Below are 23,224 nucleotides of genomic sequence, written 5' to 3'. Positions count from 1 at the left end.
TCCGGTGCTCCGGGAGTCCGGCGAGCCGGTGCTCCAGGGCACCGGCGACGACCGGCGGCCCGCCGTTGCCTGCGGTGCCCGGGCGCGTGCCCGCGCCCCCAGCGTCGGCTTCGTCACCTCCGGCCCCCTCACCCCCCACGACGGCCCCCCGTTGTCAGTGCCCACCCTCACAATGGATTCCGTGAGGCGGAGTGTGACGGAAGGGCGGCGTGACCCGTGAGCGTGTGGGACGACCTCGTCGGGCAGGAGAAGGTGAGCGCGGTGCTCGACGCCGCCGCGCGGGACGCCGACGCCCTCGTGACGGCCGCTGCCGCGGACGAACCGCCGCCCGAGGCGTCGAAGATGACGCACGCGTGGCTGTTCACGGGCCCGCCCGGCGCGGGCCGGAACCAGGCGGCGCGGGCCTTCGCCGCCGCCCTGCAGTGCGTGAGCCCCGACCGTGCCCTCGGCGGCACCCCCGGCTGCGGCTTCTGCGACGCCTGCCACACCGCGTTGCTCGGCACCCACGCGGACGTCACGACGGTCGCCGCGGTCGGCGCCGAGATCCTGGTCAAGGACATGCGGGACACGGTGCGTAAGTCGTTCACCGCCCCGGCGAACGGCCGCTGGCAGATCATCCTGGTCGAGGACGCCGAGCGGCTGAACGAGAAGTCGGCCAACGCCGTTCTCAAGGCGGTGGAGGAGCCCGCTCCCCGTACGGTCTGGCTGCTGTGCGCCCCCTCCATCGAGGACGTCCTGCCGACCATCCGCTCCCGCTGCCGTCACCTGAACCTGCGCACCCCGTCCGTCGAGGCGGTCGCCGACATGCTCGTACGGCGTGACGGCATCGAGCCAGAGGTCGCCGCCTCGGTCGCCCGCGCCACCCAGGGCCACGTCGACCGGGCGCGCCGCCTGGCCACCGACCCGGCGGCCCGCGAGCGCCGTGCCGCCGTGCTGAAGCTGCCGCTGCGGCTGGACGAGGTCGGTGCCTGCCTCAGGGCCGCCCAGGAACTGGTCGACGCGGCTGCCGAGGATGCCAAGCAGCTCGCCGAGGAGATGGACGGCAAGGAGACCGAGGAGCTGAAGGCGGCGCTCGGCGCGGCCCAGGGCGGCCGGATGCCACGCGGCACGGCGGGGGTGATGAAAGACCTGGAGGACATGCAGAAGCGCCGGAGGACCCGTACGCAGCGCGACAGCCTGGACATCGCTCTCGGCGACCTCACGGCCTTCTACCGCGACGTCCTCGCCCTGCAACTCGGCACGCGCGTCGCGATCGCGAACGCCGACGCCGAGGACGCCCTGGAGAGGCTGGCCCGTGCCAGCCCCCCGGAGTCCACGCTGCGCCGCATCGAGTCGATCGCCGCGTGCCGCGAGGCCCTGGACCGGAATGTGGCGCCGCTGCTGGCGGTGGAGGCGATGACGATGGCCCTGCGAGCGGGGTGAGGCGGCCTGCCCCCATCGCCGCGCGTCACCGCCCCGCCCCTTCCGCCGCGCGTCAGCCCCTTCCCTCGTACGGGCGACGCAGGCACCGCACCCTCCCGCATCCTCCGTAAGAGCCATAAACACCACGCACCGCACTCGCCGCATCGCTCAGCGTTACGCTCGTGCGATGCAGACCAGGCCAACCCCCCGCCCGCCCCGTCGGCACCGCAGCACCCGCACCCGAACCGGCGCCGGCACCGCCACCGGCATCCCTGCCCTGCCCCGGCCGGCGATCCGCCTGACGACCGGCTTCCTCGCGGCCGCCGCCCTGCTGGTGTCGGCGTGTTCCCCCGGGGCATCGACCGCATCGGCGGGCGGGACCGTGGAGGCGGCGCTCGCCGCGCTGCCGCGTTCGACGCCGTCGGTGCTGACGTCGTACTACGCCCAGCGGCTGCGGTGGCGGGACTGCGGTGCCCCCGGATTCCAGTGCGCGACGATGAAGGCCCCACTGGACTACGACAAGCCCGACGCGGGGGACATCCGGCTCGCCGTGGCCCGCAAGAAGGCCACCGGCAAGGGCGAGCCGCTCGGCTCACTGCTGGTCAACCCGGGCGGCCCGGGCGGTTCGGCGGTCCAGTACCTCCAGCAGTACGCCGGCGTCGGCTACCCGCAGGAGGTCCGCGCACGCTACGACATGGTGGCGATGGACCCCAGGGGCGTCGCCCGCAGCGAGCCCGTCGAATGCCTCAGCGGACGGCAGATGGACGCGTACACGGAGACGGACCAGACCCCCGACGACCAGAAGGAGCGGGACGCGCTGGTCGCGGCCGACCGGAAGTTCGCGGAGAGCTGCGGGGCCCGCTCGGCGCGGCTGTTGCGGCACGTCTCCACCGTCGAGGCGGCACGCGACATGGACCTCCTGCGGGCGGTGCTCGGCGACCGGAAGCTGAACTACGTCGGGGCGTCGTACGGCACGTTCCTCGGGGCGACGTACGCCGGACTGTTCCCCGGGCGGGTCGGCCGGATGGTGCTGGACGGGGCGATGGATCCGTCCCTGGACGCACGCAGGCTGAACCTGGACCAGACGGCGGGCTTCGAGACGGCGTTCCGGGCCTTCGCGAAGGACTGCGTGCGGCACTCCGACTGCCCGCTCGGCGGGAGGGGGACGACGCCCGCGCAGGTCGGCGCACATCTGGAGGCGTTCTTCCACAAGCTGGACGCCCACCCCGTCCCGGCGGGCGACCCGGACGGCCGCGAGCTGGGGGAGGCGCTGGCCACGACCGGGGTGATCGCGTCGATGTACGACGAGGCATCGTGGGAGCAGCTGCGCGAGGCGCTGGCCTCGGCGATGAACGAGAACGACGGCGCCGGTCTGCTGGCCCTCTCCGACAGCTACTACGAACGGGACGGGGACGGCCGCTACAGCAATCTGATGATGGCCAACGCCGCCGTGAACTGCCTGGACCTGCCGCCGGCCTTCACCGGCCCCGAGAACGTCCAAAAGGCCCTCCCCGAGTTCGAGAAGGCGTCCCCGGTCTTCGGCCCTGGCCTGGCCTGGGCCACGCTGACCTGCGCGTACTGGCCGGTGCGGGCGACGGGTGAACCGCACCGCATCGAGGCGAAGGGCGCGGCACCGATCGTGGTGGTCGGCACGGTCCGCGACCCCGCGACACCGTACCGCTGGGCCCGCTCCCTGGCCGCCCAGCTCTCCTCCGGCCGCCTCCTGACCTACGACGGCGACGGCCACACGGCATACGGCCGGGGCAGCGCCTGCATCGACACCGCGATCGACACCTACCTCCTCCACGGCACCCCGCCACCCCCCGGAAAGCGCTGCTCATAACCCGTCCCCCCGGCCCCGGAGCCCCCTGCTCCGGGGCCGGTTCTGAGCACCCCCGGAAACTGTGTAGACTTACCGACGTTGCCGATCGCACCATGGTGCAGGCAGCGCGCCGCTTTAGCTCAGATGGCCAGAGCAACGCACTCGTAATGCGTAGGTCTCGGGTTCGAATCCCGAAAGCGGCTCCACCTCTGACCAGCGGTTTCCTTCGGGAAGCCGCTGGTCTGCTTTCGGCCTAGTTGCAGTGCTAGTTGCGATAGAACGCTTGTTCACCCCCATAGCGCGGTCCCCATCCGCTTCGCCGCATCGTTCGCGAGGACCGAGGCGACGTGCGTGTAGCGGGTCATCATCCGCATGGAGCTGTGCCCGAGGATCTCCATCACGACGCGGGGCGAGACGCCCGCCTCGATCAGCAGGGTGCCAGCCGTGTGGCGGTTGTCGTGCACCCGCGCGTCCCGCAGGCCTGCAGCGGTGAGGATGTCTTTGAACTCCTCCCAGTCCATGCGCGGGTCGATCGGCTTGCCGTTGGGCTGACAGAACACCAGGTCGTGCTCCTCCCACAGCTCGCCGGCCGCCAGGCGCTCGCGCAGCTGGTCCTTGCGGTGCGCCTTCAGCAGCGGGATGAGCGGCGGCGGGATGGGCGCCAAGCGCTTGTTCTTCCCCTTGGGCTCCCGGAACACCAGGCCGCCGCCCGTGCGCTGCGGGCAGGCCTTCGCATGGTCGGTGCAGCCCTTCGGGCAGGGCTTTGGGCAGCCGCGCTTGTAGTTCTTGTGGGCGGTGCAGTTCTTCCGGCATGCCTTGCGGTGGTGGCCAGCGCCGCAGGCGTGCGGGTCGTCGCAGCCGTGCTGCCAGGTGAGGCGCTGCAGCTGCCACCAGACCTTGGCGACGCCGTTTTCCAGGTCGATGTACTTCCAGCGCAGCCCGAGCGCCTCGCCCTGCCTCAGCCCCAGGGCGAGCGCCACCGACCAGCGGGCGCCGTTGCGGCGCTCGGCGGCCTCGGCGAGCAGCGCACGCGCTTCCGCCTGGGTGAAGGGCTCGATCTCCTCCTCGGCGGCCTGCGGGGGCTCGACGAGGGTGGCGACGTTCCGCGCCACGATGTCCCGCTGCATGGCCACCTTCAGCGCTCGGGCGAGAATCCGGTGCGTCTTGAGCACGGTGCCGGACGCCAGTCCCTGCTTGATCAGGCTTAGGTACAGGGCGTCCAGGTGCTCGGCTGCGAGCTTGTCGACGCGGTGCTTCCCGATGCCAGGGAACAGGTACAGCCTGCACTTAGACCGGTAGTCGTCCAGGGTCCGCGGGCTCATCGTCCCGTCGGCCACCTTGCGCGCGCAGGCCGTGTCCATCCAGGTGGTGAGCCATTGCTCGATGGTCGGCGGTCGGCCGGCCTTCTTCGTCTTGCCCGCGTCGCGCTCGCGCTCCAGCTGGCGCACCTTGGCGCGCACGACGGCCTCATCTGTGCCCATACGGTGCCGGCGGTCCGGGGCTCCGTTCGGCTTGACCCCGACCGTGACCCAGCCGTGCCACTTCCCGTCGGACTCGGAGAAGTAGACGCTGCTCTCTCCGTTGCTGCGACGTCCGCTCATCCCGCCCTCCCCGCGCGTGCGGGCGGCAGGATGCCCCGCTTCCGCGCTTCGTAGATCCATCGGTGCACTGTGCGAACGGGCACCCCGGACATCTCTGAGATCGCCGGGGCTGGCGCCTTCTTGGCGTCGGTGAACCAGCGGTATGCGTCTGCGACGTCGCCGAGGAAGTCGTCAGTCAGCCGCCCTGTCGGCGGTTTGATCTGCGGAATCTTGCCGGACGGCAGTCCTTCGGTCCCGTCGCTGATGAGCGAGCCGCTCGGGATGGGCTTGAAGAACATCGTGGCGATGTCCTCGGTGGCCTCGAAGTAGTCGTCCAGCACGTCCAGCGACGGCGCTTGGATGTCCGAGAGGTCCGAGCCTTCCATGAACGACTCGCGGGCCTGCATGGCGTTCAGGGCCACGTTCTCGTTGGGGGCGTTGAACGGCATCTGCACCAGCCACGAGGTCAACGCTTCCTCGATCTGGGACAGCGGGATGCGCCGCCAGATGCGGCCGCTCAGGGCTTCCTCGTCGCCGCTGCGCATGACGACTGACTGCAGCTCGGGGCGCTCTTGCCTCTCCGGGCCGGCCAGTTGGTAGTGCAGGAACACCGAGGGGCCGCCCCCTGACTGCTCCCGAAGGCGTAGCCAGCCCCATGGACGCACGTCCACGTTCCACTGATCAATCGCGAGACCCATGCCCCCGAGCATGGCAGCGCGCCACTTCGTGAGCAAGTGGAGCCACGCGCGTGAGTAAGTGTCTCCATGTACTTGCGCGACCGTCAGCGACCCCTTAGGCTCGAAATGAGCAAGCGGCGACAGGTACGCGCCGCCACCTACTCAGGATATCGCATGTCTCGAATCCTGTACCCGACGCATGAGGTTGCCGAGCAGCTCGGGGTCGGCATCACGACGGCCAAGGCGCTTATCAAGACCGGTGAGCTGCGGAGCGTCAAGATCGGCCGGGCACGGAGGGTGCCGGCGGAGGCGCTGCAGGAATACGTCCGCCGCCTCGACGCCGAGCAGAACGGCGCGGCCGCCGACGTCGCGTAGAAGCGGCCCCCGCCAGACCGCCGGTGTTCCAGCACCAGCGCGACAGGGGCCCATCCACCCCAGACAAGCCGAAGCCCCGGCTCACCTACCAAGCAGACCGGGGCCCCGACAGAGACGGACGTGAGACCAGAATGACACAGCACCTGAGCGTCCCGCCCATCGACTTCACGCCGACCGGCCGCACCCTGCCGCACATCCCCGAGCAGCCGCGCGACCGCTCCGAGACCGCCCGCCCCCTCACCGCCGCCCAGCGCGGCCCCGAGTGGATCAACCGGTGGGGCTGCCCGACCTTCTGCGTCGTCCCCCACGGCGAGCCGCTGGCCCTGGAATGCCACAGCACCGCGCCCATCGAGACCAGCCTGCTCGCCGCCGAGATGGACAGCAGCGGCTACTCCGAGAACGGTGAGGGTCTGCCGTGGATGACGGCTCAGGTCATCGTCCACGACGAGCAGGACGACCCCCACGGCCGGCAGACGCAGATCTGGCTCGGCTACGGCGTGCACCTGGCCGAGGTCTCCCCGGCCCAGGCGCGTAAGGCGCTGGACTCGCTGCGGGCCTTCACCGCCCGCCTGGCGGCCGTGGTCGACCTCGCCGAGCAGGTCGCCGCCGACGACCGCCCCGGTGCGTCGCAGACGCAGGCCCACGGGTGACAACCCGTCCCTACCGTCGTGCGCCCCGCCCGCCGCTCGTGGCCGGGCGGGGCCACGGCATCCCGCCCTTGAGCAAGGCAAGCCCCTGACCACCCCGCGAGGCCGCTCCCACCAGGGAGAGACGAAGCCAACCCGCACCGGCCGAGCCCTCGCGAAAGACGGCATGACAGTGATCCAACACAACAGGGCACCGGAGACTCGGGGCCCTGCGCAGAAGACCGCGACGCCCAACCGCGGCATCAGCAGCGCAGCGGGCTCGACTGACACAGACCCGATGTCGCTGTGGGCGTCAGCCGCGGTGACCCAGCTCATCGACGGCATGGACGCCCCACCCAAGTACGGCTCCAACGAGTGGCGCCGACTGCCTGCCGACGACCCCCGCAGGGCCGTCGCAATCATCACCGCCGCTGAATCCTGGCGACGGTTCGGGGACGAGGAAGAACTGATGACCTGGTTCCGCGACGCAGCTCGCGGCCGGCCCCCGCTGGCCACCCGGCCGACGATCGCCGAACTCAACGCCCTCGCCGAACCGCTGCCGCCGCGGCCCGTGGAGGCATCCGCAGGGTGGCCGGCCATCGCGATCCCGGGACGTCCGGGCTGGTACCGACACCTGATCGACGGCGAACAGGTCGACCTGCACCGCGGGGAGGCAGCTGCGTGACCGCCGCCCGTGAGCCTGTCGATCCGACCGTACGTATGCTGACCGGCCTGCCGTCACCCGACGATCAACGGCTTGATCCCGAGACAATGTCGTCGGAGGAGTACTTCCGAGCGCGCGTGAAGGCGATGCTCGGCGAGTTCCTCGACACCAACGACCTCGACAAGATCGCACCGCTTGAGCCGCTGCTCGGCGACCTACTGCAGGTGAACACCTTGTGCCGGGCCGTCGGACCGTCCGGATCGTTCAAGTCCTTCGTCCTGCTCGACATGTGCGGCTGCATCGGCACGGGCGTGAAGTGGCACGGCCAGTACGTCAAGCAGGGCACCGTCGTCTATCTCGTAGCCGAGGGCGAACAGGGCATCCGGAAGCGGGTGCGCGCCTGGGAGCAGCACCACGGCATCCGCATGGACAACGTCCTCTTCCTGCCCCGCCCCGTACAGGCGATGAGCCCCGAGTGGGACGTCCTCGTAGCAGCCCTGCAACAGCTCGGCCCTCTCCTGGTCGTGGTCGACACCCAGGCCCGCGTCACAGTCGGAGTGGAGGAGAACTCCAACAAGGAAATGGGCCAGGTTGTCGACCGCATGGACCAGCTGCGGACCGCGACCGGCGCCTGCGTCGTCATCGTCCACCACACCGGGCACGTCGGCGAGCACGGCCGCGGCGCCTCGGCAGTCAAGGGCGCGCTGCAGTCCGAGCTCCACGTGTCCAAGAAGGGCGACAAGCTCGCGAACATCGTGCTCACGGTGAAGTCCGGCAAGCAGAAAGACGAGGACCAAAGCGACGAGTTCCAGTTCGGGCTGAAGAAGGTCTCCATCGACGGAGAGTTCAAGCCCGACGGCCGGCCCGTCACGTCTCTGGTGCTGGAATCCCTCGACGCCCTTCCCGACCGCGGGCCAGAGCCCGGCACGGCGGAATGGATCGTGCGTGAGCTGGACAAGGCACAGGTGCCCTACGGCTGGGGACGAGACCGCGTCACCGCGAAGTGCAAGGAACTCGGGATTCAGGCGCGCAAGGAGAAGATCGAGGAAGCCATCCGGATCAGGAAAGCGCGCGGGAAGGACCTGCCCCCGGACCTGCCCCCGGCTCAGGAGAGCCTACCCGCCCCGCCAACTGGGGCAGGTGGCAAAGAAACCGCAGATCAGACCTGCCCCGGGCAGGCTGGGGGCGGGTCGGGGCAGGGTGCCGAAAACCTGCCTGCCCCCTCCCCTTCTCTTAGGAGGGGGCAGGTAGGTGACACCGGGCACGTCTGCATCGTCTGTCACACCCCACTCGATGCCGACTGGGCGTCAGGCGGTAACGATCGGCACGTCGGGTGTTGATCGGTCGTGGACGTCAGCTACTGGCTCCGCCAAGCCGAGCGACTGCGCAACGAGGACACGTACACGTACCAGCACTTCGCCCAGGAACTCACCCGACAACTCACCTGGGCCGGAGCCGTAGACGTAGCCACAGCCCTCCGAGGTCACGTCTACGGCTGGACGGGCAGCCACCCGCTGCACAAGGAGATCGAGCCGCTCGGCGCCTCGGCTGGGAGCAGGCCGCACTGATCGCTGCCTGGTTCCGCAACGAACGCAACCGGCCCGAGAAGCGACGAGCAGGCTGGCCAGTTGCCGAGCCCAGCACCCAGACCGCCCCCCTTCCGCAAGGAGAGTCCAATGCCCAGCACCCCTGATCGAACCGACTTCTTCGTCGGTGACTTCGACCCTGCGGCCGTCGCCACTGGCTATGAGTGCGGCCACTGCCCGGCGACCGTCGATGTCCACACCGACGCGGCCGGCATCACGCACCTCGCGGTCCACCACGACGACAACTGTCCTGTTCTGAACAACGTCCTGCCCGCGGCGCCCGACGTCTTGCGCGCCTTCGTTCCCGCCACCTTCCGGCCGTGAGCGGAGATCACCCCGTGAGCGAATCCGTGGGTCCCCAGCCCGTTTCACCTTCTACGGGGCACCGGGGCCCGCGACGGGGAGGACCCTATCCGTACCTCCGGCTCGACTTCGGCACCAAGGCCACGCAGGGCCTGGCCGTCGTCCAACTCGTCCTCGGTCAGGGCCATAGCTTCCGCGAGGCGGCGGCCGTCCTCGACATGAGCCTGACCACCGCGTGGCGCCGGTATTGGTTCGCGCTGGATCTGGGCACGCCCGAGCGCCACGGCCGCAGGCCTGGACCGATCCCCCCGCAGCGCGGGACCAGGGCCTGCCCGCGAGGCCGGCCGTGGCTGCCCACCCTCGATGGCCCTGCCCGGGAAGGAGCGCCGAAGTGAGCACGACCCCCGTGCGTCGCAAGGTCGATGCGCTGCTGCAGTTGGCCGGCGGCGGCACCAACACGGCCGCGGCCCAGGTGGCGGGCGTCAGCCCGGGAACGGTCGCCCGGTGGCGGAGAGACCCAGAGTTCAACCGGGAGCTGGCCGTGCTGCGAGCGGTGGCGCAGCGGGATCCGTTCGACATCGCAGCCATGCTGGCGGCCGCCGATGAGGCAGCGGTGCGGCTGGCTCCGTCGGGGCCGTCGGTGAATGCGGACGGGTCGGTGACGGTCCGACTGAGTCTCCCGGCGGGCACGTCGCCGAGCCGCGTGCGGAAGGCCACCGCCCGTGCGATCGCGCAGGGCCTGGCGGCCGTCGAGCGGAACCGGCTGTGACCTCCGCGGCCCGAACCAACCACAGGCCAGCGGAGCCTCCGCAGGCCATCACTCCACGAAGGGACAGCATCATGACGAACCCCAACCCGAACCCGCCCGTCGGTGCGAGCGCGGCCCTGCACGCCCAGCGGATCCGTGAGCGCGAGGTCCAGACGGAGGGTCCGAGTCGCCAGACGGGCGGCCGGCAGACGTTCGAAATCTACGGTGAGCGGGCGCTGGCTCAGGCCCGGGCCGACGAGGAGCTGCGGCGCCGGGCGGCAGACAACGACCGGCGGGCCCGGGCGGAGCGGGAGTCCGTCAGCGTTCCGGAGGACGGTGAAGATGAGGAGGAGACCGAGGGGCAGCCGGCCGATCCGACGGACAACCCGGAGCGGCGGTCGGCGAGGGCGGCGCACCGCGGGGTCGTCGCTCACGCCTACCGGCAGGTGCAGCAGGAAGGGCGCGGGTTCATCGTCTGACCCTGGCCCACACCATGTGCCCGGTCGTCGTCTCGGCGGCCGGGCGCAGTCATGTCCGGGGGCCTCCGCAGGCAGAACCTCCAACCGCATCAGGTATGCGGTGTGTGGGCTTTGACCTGCCGCGTTACGGGGGTGATGGCACGTGCTTGGCACGCGTCTCGGCGCCGGGTTGTGGGCGGCGAGGGTGGGTGTGCGGGGTGCCTTGGCGGCTGCGCAGGGCCGTGTCGTCAACGGCCACGGCGTGCACGATGGCTGCGCGCCACGGATCCAGGTCGAGCACGCGCGTGAGTCTGTCGGCGATGGTTACCGAGGGCGGCCGGTGTTCCTCTTCGAGGCCCTGCACGGTACCGGCGGACGCCAGCAGGGCGGCGCCGAGAGCTACCCGGGAAAGGCCGGCGTCGATGCGTGCGTTGCGGATCATGACGCCGAACCCCTGGGGGAGCGGGGCCCAGCGCGGTGAAGTGGTGGATGCCATGGCACCCAGCATCGGCGCGGCGAGGAATCAAAGGCAAGAGGTCAACTGAACCTTCGATTCATAGGGCGACTGGCGTAGACTGCCAGTAGAGGACCACCCGCACGCCAGTGCCAGCCGACGAACCGAAGGCGGATGCCTCGCCCGTGACGGGCGACCGGGGACCAGGCGCACGGCACTGCGGCGACGGCCCGTGATGGGCGGCCACCGAACAGGGGTCCTGCACCCGATGCCGCCCACACGGAAGCCGCACCCATGGCACGCACCTTCTCCGGGCCCCGCCTGCGCGCAGCCCGCCACGCCGCCGGCCTCACCGCCGAACAGGTCGCCGACGCGGTCGGCCGCAGCCCATGGGCCGTATGGCGCTGGGAACGCGGCGTCGCTCAGCCCGGCATCGGCACCGCCGACCAGCTGGCCGACGTGGTGGGCGTGAGCCTGCCCGACCTGCTCGCCGACGACCGATCGGCGGTGGCGTGACATGGCCGGCAGCTTCCGCATCGCCGAGGGTTACGTCGAAGTAACCGCAGATGAGAGCGCCTATGACCGCGCGATGGACCGTCTGAAGTCCAGGAAGAACACGGTCAAGGTCGGTGTCGCGGTCGATGACCGGGATGCCCTCGCGCGTCTCAACCGCTTGGCCCGCGACCGCATCGCGACCATCAAGGTCCGCGTCGATGACACCGCGCTGGCCCGGCTCCGCCTGGGGGAGGTCGAGGTGCGGGTCGCGCCGAGGATCTCCGATGCCGCCTACCGGCGCGTGCAAGCCCAGCTGGACCGGCTCACGGCGGAGCGGGTCGTCAACATCCGCGCGATCACCGAGACCCGGGGCGCGGCGGACGCGATCCGCAACCTGACCCAGCGCCGCACGGTCCGCATCGGCGTCGACGTCGACACACGCGTTGCGACCGACGATCTCGCGAACCTCACCCGCCGTCGGATGATGACGGTTCAGGTTCGTGCTGACACCACGGCCGCCGCGAATGCCCTGCGGTTCCTGACCCGCGACCGCACCGTGACCGTGGGCGTCGGCGCCGCTGGCGCCGCATCGGTCGCGCTGCTGTCCTCTCGGATCGGCGGACTCATCGCGGCGGCCGGGGCCGGGATGCCGGTGCTGTCCTCGCTCGTACAGTCCATCGCCGCGATGGGGCCAGCCGCTGCGGTGGCGGTCCCCGGGATTCTCTCGCTGGCGAGCGCCTTTGCAGCGATCAAGATCGGCACGTCTGGGATCGGTGCCGCGTTCAAGCAGCAGTTCGCGCCAGCCACCTCCTCCGGTAACCAGGCGGCTGCCGCTACGCGCCGTGTGGAGGACGCACAGAGGTCGCTCGGCCGGGCGCAGCAGGCCGTGAAGGACGCCGAGGTGCGCGCCGCTCAGGCGCGCGTACAGGCGGCCCGGCAGATCGAGGATGCGCAGCGGAACCTGAAGTCGACCATCCGGGATGTAGCCGATGCCAACCGACATGCGGCCGAGCAGGTCGAGCAGGCTGAGCGGGACCTCGCTGACGCGCAGCGGGCGGCACGGCAGGCGCAGCTCGATCTGACGGCCGCGCGGAAGCAGGCGGCCCAGGACCTCGAAGACCTGAACAACCGGTTGGCGGACGCGCAGCTGGACCAGCGGCAGAAGGTCCTCGACCTGCAGGACGCCGAGCAGGAGCTGGCGGCCGTGAAGGCCAAGGGCGCCAAGGCCACGCAGGAGGAGATCGACAAGGCGCAGCTGCAGTACGACCGGGCCAGGCAGGCGTTGGAGGAGCAGCAGACGGAGACGGCCCGCCTGCAGCAGCAGACAGCCGACGCCAACGCTGCCGGCGTCGAGGGCTCCAAGACGGTCAAGGACGCCAAGGACAAGGTCCGGGACGCCACCCAAGAGGTCAAGGACAAGACCAAGGAGCTGAAGGACGCACACACCGAGGAGACCCGCACAGCGCAGGACGGCGCGGAGCGGGTCGCCAAGGCAGAGCGGGACCTAGCCGACGCCCGGGCCGCCGCGACACAGGCCGCGGTCGACGGGGCCCGGCAGATCAAGGACGCGCAGCAGGCCGTCGCGGATGCCTCCCGGAACGTCGCCGAGGCGCAGGAGTCGGGCGCGCAGGCGACGAGCCGCACCGCCGACGCCATGGCCAAGCTTGCCCCGGCCGCCCGGGAGTTCGTCAGCGCCGTCGTTGCCCAGGCGGGCGCGTGGCGGGCGCTGAAGCTGGATGTGCAGCAGCGGCTGTTCCAAGGCCTTGGCAGCGCCTTCACGCGGATGGCCACGGCCGCGCTGCCGTCGGTCCGGGACGGCCTCGTTGGCACGGCCGGTGTGCTGAACACGATGGCGAAGAACGCGGCCGGCGCGGTCACCGAGCTGGGCAAGACCGGCATGCTGCGCGACCTGTTCGACGGCCTGAACAAGGGCCTGGAGCCCCTGGCCAAGGTCCCTGCCCAGTTCATCACCTCGCTGGCGCAGATTGGCATCGCCGCCTCACCGGCGTTCCAGCGGCTCACCACGGCGGCAGCCAACGCGTCCGACCGGATCTCGCAGAAGATCACCAACGCGTTCAAGTCCGGGGCGTTGGAACGGTCCATCGACCACGCCGTTGATCTGGCCAAGCAGTTCGGCCAGCTCATCGCCGACGCGTTCGGCACGCTCCGCAACATCATGGACGCCGCATCATCGAGCGGTGTCAACGCGCTCAGTACCCTCGGTGACGCGTTCGCCGAGCTGCGCCGCGTCACGGGCCTGCCGGAGATGCAGGATGCCCTCGGCACGATCTTCAGCTCGCTGTACTCGATCGCGTCGGTCGTGACCGACGTCGTGGGAGCGGCCCTTGAGAACATCGTGCCGATCGCGGCGCCCTTCGTCGGAATGATTGCGGGCATCGCCGACAAGGTCTCCGGCCCGCTCACGTCGTTCTTCCAGTTCCTCGGCGACCACCAGACGTTGGTCGGATCGATCGCGGCCGGCATCCTCGCGATCGTCACTGGCATGAAGCTCTGGGAGCTGGCCACGCTCGCGGTGGCAACGGTGCAGGGCATCCTCAACACGATCATGTCGGCGAACCCGATCGGTGTGATCGTGCTCGCGCTGACTGGTCTGGCTGCCGCATTCGCCTACGCGTGGACCCACTCCGAGACGTTCCGGGACATCGTCAAGGGCGCCTGGGACGCGGTGATGGGATTCTTCTCCGGCGCCTTGGACCTGCTGGACCAGTACATCGTGAAGCCGTTCCAGAAGATGTACGACATCCTCGTCGGGCACAGCATCATTCCCGACCTCGTCAAAGCGATCATCTCCTGGTTCTCCCGGCTGTGGGCGAAAACCAAGGAGATCTTCACGGCCCTGAAGAACTGGGTCGTGGACACCTGGAAGGGACTGTGGAACGCCGTCCGCTCCAAGTGGGACAGCTTCTACGGCGGACTACGCAGCTCGGTGACGGGCGCCTGGTCGTGGGTGAAGAACAGCGTCTCCAGCCTGAGGACGTCCATCAGCAACACGTGGTCGGCGCTGTGGAACGGCGCCCGCGACAAGATCTCCAGCATTTTCTCCACCATCCGCGGAAAGATCAGCGCGTTCTCATCGGCCATGCGGTCCGCGTTCTCGAACCTGAAGAACGGGCTCGGCACGATCTGGGACGGCATCAAAGCGAAGATCGCTTCTCCCGTGAAGTGGGTCATCAAGAACGTGTACGGCGGCATGCGCAGCATGTGGAACACGATCGCCGGAAAGATCTCCTCCAAGCTCACGCTGCCCACGATCAGCCTCAACTTCAACAAGGGCGGCGTCGTCCCCGGCTCCGGCAACACGGACACCGTGCCCGCCATGCTCACCCCCGGCGAGCGCATCCTCTCCAAACAGCAGGTCGCACAGCTCGGCGGGCACCGCGGCATCGACGCCATGCTCGGCCAGGACCACCCCACCCGCACCGGCGGCAATCCCACCCGGCAGCAGGAACGCCGACGGGAGCAGGCCGGCGGGCAGCACTTCGCGTCCGGCGGCATCGTCGGCAGCATCACCTCCGGCGCCAAGGGCCTGTTCGGCGGCGCCTTCGACTGGGCGAAGGACCTGGTCATCGGTGGGCTCAAGGCCGCCGCGAGGAAGGCGATCAACTCCCTGGTCCGGCCGCTCGTCAATGCCATCCCGGGCGGCGGCTTCGGCAGCCTGCTGAAGGGCCTGTCGAACAACACCCTCGACAGCATGCTGTCCTTCCTCGGCACCGAGGACAAGAAGGCCAAGGGCGGCCCCGCCGTCCAGCGGGCGCTCTCCTGGGCCAAGAGCCAGTCCGGGCTGCCGTACCAGTGGGCGGGCAACGGCAACCCGAGCTGGGACTGCAGCGGATTCATGTCGGCGATCGAGTCCGTGATCCGTGGGGAGAAGCCGCACCGCCGGTGGGCGACCGGCTCGTTCGCGGGGAACAACGGGCCAGCGGGTTGGGTCCGCGACCTGAAGAGTCCGTTCATGATCGGTATCACGAACGCGGGCGTCGGCCACACCGCCGGCACGCTGGCAGGGGTGAACTTTGAGTCCAGCGGCGGCCGCGGCGTCCACTACGGCCGGACCGCCCGCGGCTACAACGACCCGATGTTCACCAGCCAGTGGGGCTTCGCGCCAGCCACGAAGTACGACCAGGGCGGTCTCCTCGCGGACGGGGCCACCATGGTGGTCAAGCAGACGCGGAAGCCGGAGCGCGTCCTCGACCCGCGGCAGACGGAGCTGTTCGAGCAGCTCGTCACCACGGGCAGGGCCGGCGGTGGCGTGACCATCGAGGCCATCAACGTCACTGGCACCTTCGACCTGTCGTCCCCGTCCGGGCAGCGGCAGACGGCCCGCCAGCTCGTGGCGGCCATGAAGGAGGAGCTGCGCAAGTTCGACCGGGCGCGCGCCTGATGGCAGACAATCTGCCAATGGACGACAACGAGGACTTCGAGGTCTACGCCGCCCAAGCGCCGGTCAACGCAGCCGCCTGGCGCTTTGCTCAGGCCTTCTGGGTAGATGGGGATATACGCGCCGCATGGAAGGCCACTCATCCGACGCTGCGCCGCTGCATTGTCCAGGCCTGGCTCATGCCCTTGCAGGCCGAGCTGAACGAAGACGGGTACGACCGCGACGAGGTGGTCGAGGCGTTCGCCGTCGATGAAGTCGTGCACGAGCTGTGGCAGCCGTTCGAGCGGGGGCAGGCACGCGCGGCCAGCAGCCTGCCCGTCGACCCGGACACGTGGGGCACCAAGGTGAACCCCGACTTCGTCGCCCCTGGCGTCATGCTCGTGCGGTTGCTGCCGATCCCGGCAAGCGGGCAGATCGAGGTTGATGAGGCGTACGTGTCGGTGCCTCTGCTGATGCAGTACGACGAAGGCCCGGGCTGGCGGGTGCTGAACTTCGTGAGCGAGCAGATACCGGTGCCGGGGTGGCCGCCGCAGCTCGGTCAGGGATGAGAATGCCCGCCCGTCTCCGTACCGCCTGGGGGGCTCCGGGGACGGGCGGGCGTAGTGGTGTGGCCGCCCTCGACGGGGGGCGAAGGCGGCCACGTCTCCAGCGCCCAACTTCTGGCCCGATCGCCGTCAGGGCCGCGCTGGAGTCCATCCGTGCCCGGCGCGTCGGCATGCCGGGCACGGGGCCTATTCGTGCCACTCGGTACCGGTGGCAGCCCCCAGGGATTTCCGGCCGTTGTAGTAGTCGACATGCCGTCGGCCAGGGTGGTCCGATGGCTTCGAGCACCATGCCTTGCCGTCGGGGTGTTCCAGCCCGCAGTAGCCGGCCGCCCGCATTCCCGACTCTGCGGCCTCCGCCCGCCGCGTGGCCAAAGACTTTCGCTCCTCGGTCACCGGCGCAGCTCCAAGGCGAGGGCGTGCAGGGCGCGACGAGTCTCACAGAGAGTGGCGTCGTCCGCGCACTGCTCACACTGGCCAGGGTGGTGGCGGTCGCGCGCGGCGAGCACGGCGGCCCGAGCGCAGCGCCGGCAGGCCCGGGGAAACCAGTGGGCGCCGTCGCTCTCCTGCCGCTCTCCGAGGTCGATGGCCGTCGCGGTGGACAGGGGCTCGCCACTCCATACGCATTCGGCTCCGCGCGCTCTGGCGTCGGGCAGGATGTCCAGGGGAGGCACTGGGATGAGCGGCAGGAGATCGGCCGGGATGTCAACCAGAGCCTTGGCCTCGGCAGCCGTCATGCGAGCGCCTCACCTTCGGGTCGGTAGCCGCCCGGGCCGAACGCGGCGGCGAGCAGCGTCGGGTCAGTGAGCTGGCCCGTGCCGTCCGGCGCATCCACCCACCACCTGCCACCCAGGAAGCGGACGACGGACGGGCACTCCAGCACCCACCCGGCCGGGTGCGCCCTGAGGCCGGCAACGTCGTCCAACTCGTCGGCGAGGCCCGGAGGAAGCAGCCACCAAGCCAGCGGGCGATGAACGTCGGCGAGGACCGGGCCATGCGGGGCGGCATCCATCCGGCGGAACGCTTCGAGGGAGCGAGACAGGGATGCCTCGGCGACCCGCCAGTGCGGGCCGGACGGGATGGCGGCCAGCTGCCCGGCGTCCCACGCGCGCTGTACCGCGGCCGGGTCCGGGGCGCAGGACAACAGCCAGGCTTGTCCCTCGCGCGCCAAGTTGAGGGGAGTATGTGTCGCCATGAGGCCGACCGTAGGCGGGCCAGTTGCGGACCTGCGTGACGATTGCGCGGGATTGCGCGAGTTGCTGCGGGGGTTGCGGTTGATTGCCTATGAGAGGTCGAGAGAGGCCCGTGCACGGCCGATCAGACGCCGTGCCGGGGCGCCGTACTCGGCGGACTCGGCGAGCCACTCCCACGCCCGTTCGTACAGCTGGACGTCCTCGTCACCCGTCAGCCACAGTTCTTCGCTGATGGTCTCCACGATGACCAGTCGGCGGTCGTAGATCCAGAACGCGTGTGGTGCGGTGCGACGCAGCTGGGCGCCGAACGGGATGATGCCCAGCTCGATGCGCTTCTGCCCTACGAGGTTGTAGAGGCGGTCGAGCTGCTCGGCCATCACGTCGACGGGGCACGGCCGGTGGTACAGGGCGGCCTCGCACAGGACGAACCGGAACGTCTTCGCCGGGTCGTACAGGGCTTCCTGCCGGCGCATTCGCTTTTCAACGGCCGCATCGGTCGTGGCCGGGATGCCTCGGAACTCGGCGAGAGAGTCGAAGACGACGCGCGCGTACTCCGGCGTCTGGAACAGCCCAGGGATGCGGGAGACTTCCAGGCCGCGGATCTGCTGGGTGTTCTCGGTCAGCCGTACTGCGATCTCCTGACGGCCGCGGTGGCCGCCGGCCAGCTGCTTCCGCCAGGAGCGGTTGCGCTGCTTCATGTCGAGTCCGGCCAGCAGCCCGTGCAGCTCCGGCTCCACGTCCGGTCGCTCCAGCGCGTGGGCCCACGCGGTGAGGTCGTCGCGGGTGGGGGTCTGCTTGCCGTTCTGCAGGCGGCTGACCTTCGAGGTCTGCCAGCCGAGGCGGGCGGCGAGGTCCTTACCTTCCAGCCCGGCTTCGGTGCGCAGCTCGCGCAGCCGCGCACCGAGGGCTTCACGGGCCGTCTGGAAGTCGGTGGTCACACGGTCGAAGCTACCTGCCGCGCGAATTCCTGCGTATGCACAGCGTGGTGCCAGGCGGCGTCCCGGGCCTGGCAGGCGGCCAGGACCTCGGCGGGGTCTTCGGTGACGTACACGCCCAGGGTGGTGTCGTCAGCGTCGAAGGCGAACCGGGCCACGATGCGCGAGTCGAAGAGCCAGAAGTCGTAGTCGGGCAGGCGCAGCTGCTCGGCCTGGGCGCGGGTCAGGTTGCGGATGTCCTCGCCGGCGGCGACGTTGCCCGGCGCGCTCGCGAGTAGGAACCGCTGCCCGTCGGTGGGCGGGTCGTCCAGCAGGCGCACGCGCTCGAAACGCTTCCCGGCGGCCGTCTGCTCGGCGACGTTCTCCCGCCACGCGTTGGCCGGGTCGGCGGCGATATCCTCGCCGGCCTGCCAGCGTGCCCACTTCGGGCTGCGCCGGTCGGAGGCGTATCCGCGGCGGGTCTCCAGCCGCCAGGCTGTGTGGCGGAACTCGCGGAACAGGTGGGCGATCGCCGCGAACGGCTGCAGCTCAGGGGCTGGGGTGCGCGGCGCATAGCGGGTCAGCAGGCTGCGAGGGACCCGGACGAACGTCTCGGACGGCTTCACGTCGCGCAGCTGCACCAGGTGCTCGGGGTCGGTCTCGCGGTCTCCCTGGACGAGGAACTCGTCGGTGCCCTCGATCTCGTACAGGGTGGGGCAGTCGCCTTCGTCGCTGGTGGTGCCGATGAACCTGAGCGTCATGGAATCCTCCGTCTGCACTGGCGGGACGTCCAGGATGCTTCCAGTTGCGGGAGCGCGTGGGGCAGTTGCAGCAGATTGCGCGCGCGGCACCGGTCGGCACGGTTGCGCGCAATCGGGGTCGTCACGCAAGGGGGTGGCCGCCCTGTGCGTTCACGGCAGTGGTGACCGCAGCCAGGTACGCGGCGTAGGTCTCGCGCTGGTTCCAGGTGAACATGATCGTGCGGGAGTTGTTGGCGATGGCCTGCTCGGCCTGTGCGGTGGCGGCGACAAGACGTCCGTGGTCTTCTGCTGTAGCGAGATGCACGTATCCGTTCCACGCCCGGGTTGGCTCTTTGGACACCACCTTGATCACGTCGCGGAAGGTGATGACGGAGTCCTTTGCGCCGGTCACTTTGCCCATCAGCTTGCGTTTGATCTCGGCGCGGTTTGCGTGAACCGTCGCGGTGGCGAGGTAGCCCTTGAAGGCGTGCGGCTCGGGAGTGCCCTTGGTGAGGTTGTGTGGCATCGAATCAGTGTGATGGTCACCTGCTCGGCGCGGAAGTCGCAGGGAGCATGCGCAAGCCCCCGCGCGGCCGAAGCTACGCGGGGGCTGGGTACCTGGACTGGCCGCGGCCAGTCCGGTCAGGCGCCCTTGGGGCAGGGCGCTTCGGTGCCGCTGGCGTCGTGGTGGACGGTCTTGGGCTCGACGCCGGGGCGGGCCGGGGTGATGACGCGGTAGCCGCCGCAGGCGCAGGCCTCGACGGTGTTGCTGGAGTCGGTCATGAGTCTCTCCTTCCGATGGTTGCTCCACCCTCTACCGTCAGGGAGCGGCACCCGGACAGCAGGGGCTCCAAGAATCCTTCGCATGTCGCGGTCCGCTCCGTGCCTGCCACCGCGTCAGCGCGTGCCCGCCTCGTGCGTGCGCCGCCAGGCGTTGTGGGCGCGCCGGCCGACGCGGAGCCGGAGGCGGCGACCGTGGCAGCGCGGGCACGTGCGCGGCTTCCCGAACCGCTCGACCTCGCCCGCGCTGCGGCATCGACGGCATGGGGCGAACGGCCGGACCGCGCACAACACTGCGTAGCCGCCGAGCCAGAACAGCAGCGCGGCCATAGCGATCAGCATGACGTCTCTTCCCCTCGGATCCTGTCTGTTTCCCGTTTCCCGGGATGCCCCTGCTAGGCGCTAGGTGCCTGCTCAGGGGCCGGTATGGCTGCTAGCGGGGGTGCTAGACCTAGCAAGCGGGGGTGCTAGGTCTAGCGGCTGCGGGCGGGTCAGGCGGCGAGCCTGTCGGCTTCACGGCGGGTGACGGCGGCGACCACGTCGGCGCGCTTGATGCCGCGCCGATTCTTGCCCTCGCCGTCGTCGGTGGTGCCCCACACCTGGTCGGTGCGCACGCTCCAGGGCTTCACGGCCGCTGTGACGTTCTCGCCCTTCCACTCGCCGTAGACGTCCGGGCGGAGCTGGCCGAGGCGCTCGGCGATGCGCTCGCACCATACGGCCTTCTCGTCGGGGGCCATGACGGCGAGGACGTCGCCGAGGACGTCCATGCCCATCGTCTTGGCCGGGCCTTCGCCGATGGCGTGGCCGGTGATGTTGCCGTACTCCTCGCGCATCTTGCGGGCGCGGGCGGCAACCAGCTCGGCCTTGGGTGCGTCCACGAACGCGGAGGCGACGATGCGGGGGTCGTCGCCTTCGCCGGCCATCCAGCAGATGCCGAGGTCGCGGCGGCTGAACATGGTGGCGCGGATGCCGGACTTGTACATGCCGGTCCCGAGCACCATGTCGTTGGCCTGGTGGTTCATGACCTTCAGGCAGAACCGCAGCACCGCGTTGGCGGAGATACCCGGGGGCAGGGACTTGGCGTCGGGGCGCTGGGTGGCGAACAGGCCGATGATGCCGAGGGCGGGGCCGCGCTTGGTGATGTCCGTGCAGATGGACTCGATCTCGGCGCCGTGCTTCTCGTGCTCGAACAGCACCTGGCACTCATCGATGCCGATGGCGATCGGGTGCAGGCCGAGGCTCTTGTCACTGGCCAGCTCGGGCGTCACCTTCGACTCGGGGCAGCGGGAGCGCGGAAGGCTGCGGATCACCTTTGCGCGGCGGCGCAGCTCCTCTTTGACCTCGCGCAGGGCGTGAAGGATGTACTCGACGTCCTCGTCTTCCTCGCCGGACCGGTAGCGGTGGCACATCGGTTCCAGCGGGCCGAGGTCGCCGGTGCCCTTGAGGTCGAACGCGTACAGGGCGGCGCGGGGGTCGAGGGCGCAGATCAGCAGGAGCAGGCGCAGCAGGAACGTCTTGCCCATGCGGGGGATGGAGCCGATGACGACCGAGGCGAACATCAGGGTTACCTCGACCCACCGCATGCGCTGGTCGTTGCCGAAGACGATCGGCTTGAACAGGTCCACGCGGCCGTCCTTGAGCAGTGGCCACGCCGGCTTGGTCGTCTCGTTCATGGGTCGGTCGCCGACCCACAGCACTAGGCGGCCCTCGTGCTCGTCGGGGTCGCCGGACGGCCAGACGCAGCCGACCTTGCGGCGCAGCCCGGAGGCGAGGGCCTCGCGCTTCTCCATGATGTCGTCGGGGGTGACGCCGTAGGGCAGGTCCAGGTCTGCGCGGTAGCCGGGCCCGTCGCGGACGATCTCGCTGGTGAAGCGCATGCCGTCCATGTCGCCGCCCTTCTTGATGGCGGCGCTGATCTTCGGGTTGCCGATGGACTCCAGGCCACGCAGCACGATCGTTCCGGTGAGCTTCTGCAGCTCGGTGCGCATCACCGCGGGCCCGATGACCGGGGCGTCGGGCTGCTGGCCGAGGTAGCCGAGCGTCATCACGCCGCCGGCCGCGAACACCCACAGGAACGCCGGCGCCATGACGTACAGCCACAGGGCGAAGCCGAGGCCGAACACGCAGGCCACGACCGTGACCAGGCCGCGCAGCCGAACCCGACTGCCGCGCAGGCGGGCCAGGCGCATGTACTCCTCTGCGTCCTCGGCGCGGACGGCGTGGTCGCGTAGGGGTGCGGCCTCGCGGTCCCACACCCACCGGTTCGTCGCGGTGATGAACCGGCAGGCGCCGCGCGGGGCCATCACCGTGAGCTGGGTGGCGTACCAGGGCAGACGGACGCCGTGGTACAGCGAGGCGTACCCCGCGCGGCTGGCAGCGTGCTTCGCGGTCACGGCGAACTCGGTGCGGTCCTTCAGCCACGCAGGCAGGATCGGGCGGCGCTTCTCGTCCACCACGCCCGGGGCGGGCAGCTTCGGGTTGTCGACCGGTACCGGCGGTGCCAGCGCTTCGGCGGCCGGGGGTGAGGTGTCCGCGGCCTCGGCGTTGGCGGGGATCAGGGTGTCCGTCATCCTGGTGGTTCCTTGTCTCTCAAGAGGGACGGGGTGCACGGGGCGGCCGGCTTCCTTGGCCGGGTGACGGCCGCCCCGTGGCGTAGCTACTTCTTGTGGCCCTTGCCGCGCTGGTCCTCGCGCTTCTGCGCTTCCTCGCGGATGCGCTCGACGCGCCGCTCAAGGGCCTTGGTGGACTTGCCGCGGGCCTCGCGGTGCTGGATGCGGACGCCGAGGGCGAGCACGCGGGCCAGCTCTCCCAGGTTGTGCGGGTCGTGAGGTGTGGCGGCCATCGGTTACGCCTCCGTCGTCTCGTTGGCGGGCAGCTGAGCGGCGAGGGCGGCGTAGGCCTGCGAGGCGTCCGCCCATGCCGTGCTGGTGGTGGCGTAGATCGGGGCGCGGTCGCGGTAGTCGGAGCGGCCGGCCATGCGCTCGGCGTCGGCGGCGAGCAGCCGGGCCTTGTCAGCGGCCTCAATGGCAAGGGCCAGGGCCTCGGTACGGTTCACGGTTCCTCCTCGATGGGCCGGGCTGTCCGGCCCCACCGCGCCCCCGCGGGCGAGCCGCGGGGGACGGAAGGGCAGGTCAAGTCACCACCAGCGGGACGGCTTCTTGGGGACGATGTAGGGGTGGCCGTTGCGCATGTGGTCCACGCACTGCGGGCAGTCCTCGCGCGGGCCGAGCCTGCGGTGAATGGACTTGTCGTGAGCGTGCTGCCAGCACTGCGGGCACTGGCCCGCTGGCGTCTGCTGCGCGGGCATGGTCACTTCCCCTTCTGGTGGCAGGCGTGCTGGCAGGGTGCACAACCGCAGCACACATGAGCCGTCGACTCTGCCCTGGCCAGCAGCTCCCGGCGGGCCGCGCTCACGAGGGCGAAGGCGATACCGACAACCCCGATGGCAATCAGCAGGGCCAGCATGG

General features: G+C 70.2%; 27 protein-coding genes and 1 tRNA gene. 14 read left to right on the top strand and 14 right to left on the bottom strand.

Annotated features, from left to right (window positions below; genetic code table 11):
* The first annotated feature begins 216 nt into the window (after positions 1–216).
* The 3 genes from ACZ7N4_RS27800 to ACZ7N4_RS27790 all read left to right on the top strand — a co-directional run bounded on the left by ACZ7N4_RS27800 (position 217) and on the right by ACZ7N4_RS27790 (position 3,429).
* A complete protein-coding gene (locus ACZ7N4_RS27800) occupies positions 217–1,422 on the top strand; it encodes a DNA polymerase III subunit delta' (RefSeq protein WP_471362861.1) in 1,206 nt (401 codons plus the stop codon).
* A 166-nt stretch (positions 1,423–1,588) separates the two neighbouring features.
* Positions 1,589–3,244, top strand: coding sequence for an alpha/beta hydrolase (locus ACZ7N4_RS27795; protein ID WP_471362859.1), 1,656 nt, complete (start codon positions 1,589–1,591; stop codon positions 3,242–3,244).
* A 108-nt stretch (positions 3,245–3,352) separates the two neighbouring features.
* A tRNA-Thr gene (locus tag ACZ7N4_RS27790) sits at positions 3,353–3,429 on the top strand.
* Positions 3,430–3,510: 81 nt separating this feature from the next.
* Here ACZ7N4_RS27790 and ACZ7N4_RS27785 read toward each other — a convergent pair.
* Positions 3,511–4,824, bottom strand: a complete 1,314-nt coding sequence (locus ACZ7N4_RS27785; protein WP_471362857.1) for a tyrosine-type recombinase/integrase — start codon at positions 4,822–4,824, stop codon at positions 3,511–3,513.
* Positions 4,821–5,501, bottom strand: a complete 681-nt coding sequence (locus tag ACZ7N4_RS27780; RefSeq protein WP_471362854.1) for a hypothetical protein — start codon at positions 5,499–5,501, stop codon at positions 4,821–4,823. Before ACZ7N4_RS27780 ends, ACZ7N4_RS27785 begins: the two co-directional genes overlap by 4 nt.
* Before the next feature lie 153 nt (positions 5,502–5,654).
* Between ACZ7N4_RS27780 and ACZ7N4_RS27775 the strand changes: the two genes are divergently transcribed.
* From ACZ7N4_RS27775 to ACZ7N4_RS27740, 8 genes are all read left to right on the top strand, one after another.
* Positions 5,655–5,855 (top strand): helix-turn-helix domain-containing protein, encoded by a 201-nt coding sequence (locus tag ACZ7N4_RS27775; RefSeq protein ID WP_471362851.1) that lies wholly within the window; start codon positions 5,655–5,657, stop codon positions 5,853–5,855.
* A 131-nt stretch (positions 5,856–5,986) separates the two neighbouring features.
* Positions 5,987–6,505, top strand: coding sequence for a DUF6907 domain-containing protein (locus ACZ7N4_RS27770; RefSeq protein ID WP_471362848.1), 519 nt, complete (start codon positions 5,987–5,989; stop codon positions 6,503–6,505).
* A 274-nt stretch (positions 6,506–6,779) separates the two neighbouring features.
* Complete coding sequence (locus tag ACZ7N4_RS27765; RefSeq protein ID WP_471362846.1) at positions 6,780–7,166, top strand: hypothetical protein; 387 nt, start codon at positions 6,780–6,782, stop codon at positions 7,164–7,166.
* Complete coding sequence (locus ACZ7N4_RS27760; protein ID WP_471362843.1) at positions 7,163–8,485, top strand: AAA family ATPase; 1,323 nt, start codon at positions 7,163–7,165, stop codon at positions 8,483–8,485. The genes ACZ7N4_RS27765 and ACZ7N4_RS27760 overlap by 4 nt, the downstream gene beginning before the upstream one ends.
* 6 nt (positions 8,486–8,491) lie before the next feature.
* Positions 8,492–8,713, top strand: a complete 222-nt coding sequence (locus tag ACZ7N4_RS27755) for a hypothetical protein (protein ID WP_471362840.1) — start codon at positions 8,492–8,494, stop codon at positions 8,711–8,713.
* 108 nt (positions 8,714–8,821) lie between these two features.
* Positions 8,822–9,055 (top strand): hypothetical protein, encoded by a 234-nt coding sequence (locus ACZ7N4_RS27750; protein ID WP_471362837.1) that lies wholly within the window; start codon positions 8,822–8,824, stop codon positions 9,053–9,055.
* A gap of 370 nt (positions 9,056–9,425) precedes the next feature.
* Positions 9,426–9,803: a hypothetical protein gene (locus ACZ7N4_RS27745; protein WP_471362834.1), complete on the top strand. Its 378-nt coding sequence runs from the start codon at positions 9,426–9,428 to the stop codon at positions 9,801–9,803.
* Positions 9,804–9,874: 71 nt separating this feature from the next.
* Entirely contained in the window at positions 9,875–10,261 is a 387-nt protein-coding gene (locus ACZ7N4_RS27740) for a hypothetical protein (protein WP_471362831.1), read from the top strand.
* A 124-nt stretch (positions 10,262–10,385) separates the two neighbouring features.
* Here ACZ7N4_RS27740 and ACZ7N4_RS27735 read toward each other — a convergent pair whose 3' ends face one another.
* Positions 10,386–10,682: a hypothetical protein gene (locus ACZ7N4_RS27735; RefSeq protein ID WP_471362828.1), complete on the bottom strand. Its 297-nt coding sequence runs from the start codon at positions 10,680–10,682 to the stop codon at positions 10,386–10,388.
* 306 nt (positions 10,683–10,988) lie between these two features.
* Here ACZ7N4_RS27735 and ACZ7N4_RS27730 point away from each other — a divergent pair, with 306 nt between their 5' ends.
* Genes ACZ7N4_RS27730 through ACZ7N4_RS27720 form a run of 3 tightly spaced genes read left to right on the top strand, consistent with a single transcriptional unit; the run spans position 10,989 to position 16,136 of the window.
* A complete protein-coding gene (locus tag ACZ7N4_RS27730; RefSeq protein ID WP_171158545.1) occupies positions 10,989–11,210 on the top strand; it encodes a helix-turn-helix transcriptional regulator in 222 nt (73 codons plus the stop codon).
* A 1-nt stretch (position 11,211) separates the two neighbouring features.
* A complete protein-coding gene (locus ACZ7N4_RS27725) occupies positions 11,212–15,591 on the top strand; it encodes a phage tail protein (protein ID WP_471362825.1) in 4,380 nt (1,459 codons plus the stop codon).
* A 17-nt stretch (positions 15,592–15,608) separates the two neighbouring features.
* Positions 15,609–16,136, top strand: coding sequence for a hypothetical protein (locus ACZ7N4_RS27720; RefSeq protein WP_471362823.1), 528 nt, complete (start codon positions 15,609–15,611; stop codon positions 16,134–16,136).
* 386 nt (positions 16,137–16,522) lie between these two features.
* On the opposite strand, the gene ACZ7N4_RS27715 is transcribed toward ACZ7N4_RS27720, so the two are convergent.
* The 11 genes from ACZ7N4_RS27715 to ACZ7N4_RS27665 form a co-directional block, all read right to left on the bottom strand.
* Entirely contained in the window at positions 16,523–16,867 is a 345-nt protein-coding gene (locus ACZ7N4_RS27715) for a hypothetical protein (RefSeq protein ID WP_471362820.1), read from the bottom strand.
* Entirely contained in the window at positions 16,864–17,325 is a 462-nt protein-coding gene (locus tag ACZ7N4_RS27710) for a hypothetical protein (protein WP_471362817.1), read from the bottom strand. The genes ACZ7N4_RS27715 and ACZ7N4_RS27710 overlap by 4 nt, the downstream gene beginning before the upstream one ends.
* Before the next feature lie 87 nt (positions 17,326–17,412).
* Positions 17,413–18,261, bottom strand: coding sequence for a helix-turn-helix domain-containing protein (locus ACZ7N4_RS27705; RefSeq protein WP_471362815.1), 849 nt, complete (start codon positions 18,259–18,261; stop codon positions 17,413–17,415).
* Positions 18,258–18,998: a DUF6879 family protein gene (locus tag ACZ7N4_RS27700; RefSeq protein WP_471362812.1), complete on the bottom strand. Its 741-nt coding sequence runs from the start codon at positions 18,996–18,998 to the stop codon at positions 18,258–18,260. The genes ACZ7N4_RS27705 and ACZ7N4_RS27700 overlap by 4 nt, the downstream gene beginning before the upstream one ends.
* A 121-nt stretch (positions 18,999–19,119) precedes the next feature.
* Entirely contained in the window at positions 19,120–19,503 is a 384-nt protein-coding gene (locus ACZ7N4_RS27695) for a hypothetical protein (RefSeq protein WP_471362809.1), read from the bottom strand.
* Between the two features lie 116 nt (positions 19,504–19,619).
* Complete coding sequence (locus ACZ7N4_RS27690; RefSeq protein ID WP_471362808.1) at positions 19,620–19,760, bottom strand: hypothetical protein; 141 nt, start codon at positions 19,758–19,760, stop codon at positions 19,620–19,622.
* Positions 19,761–20,248: 488 nt separating this feature from the next.
* The gene (locus ACZ7N4_RS27685; RefSeq protein WP_471362806.1) at positions 20,249–22,327 is read right to left on the bottom strand and encodes a cell division protein FtsK; all 2,079 of its coding nucleotides are present in this window, start codon (positions 22,325–22,327) and stop codon (positions 20,249–20,251) included.
* Between the two features lie 86 nt (positions 22,328–22,413).
* Complete coding sequence (locus ACZ7N4_RS27680) at positions 22,414–22,599, bottom strand: hypothetical protein (protein WP_471362803.1); 186 nt, start codon at positions 22,597–22,599, stop codon at positions 22,414–22,416.
* Between the two features lie 3 nt (positions 22,600–22,602).
* Complete coding sequence (locus tag ACZ7N4_RS27675; protein WP_471362802.1) at positions 22,603–22,812, bottom strand: hypothetical protein; 210 nt, start codon at positions 22,810–22,812, stop codon at positions 22,603–22,605.
* An 81-nt stretch (positions 22,813–22,893) separates the two neighbouring features.
* Positions 22,894–23,064: a pRL2-8 gene (locus ACZ7N4_RS27670; protein ID WP_471362799.1), complete on the bottom strand. Its 171-nt coding sequence runs from the start codon at positions 23,062–23,064 to the stop codon at positions 22,894–22,896.
* A gap of 2 nt (positions 23,065–23,066) precedes the next feature.
* Positions 23,067–23,222 carry a hypothetical protein gene (locus ACZ7N4_RS27665; RefSeq protein ID WP_471362797.1) on the bottom strand — a complete coding sequence of 52 codons (156 nt, stop codon included), beginning with the start codon at positions 23,220–23,222 and terminating at the stop codon, positions 23,067–23,069.
* Between the last annotated feature and the right edge of the window lie 2 nt (positions 23,223–23,224).

It is taken from the genome of Streptomyces sp. NPDC107654 (genome assembly GCF_055639035.1).
This window is presented reverse-complemented; position numbering and strand designations above follow the sequence as displayed.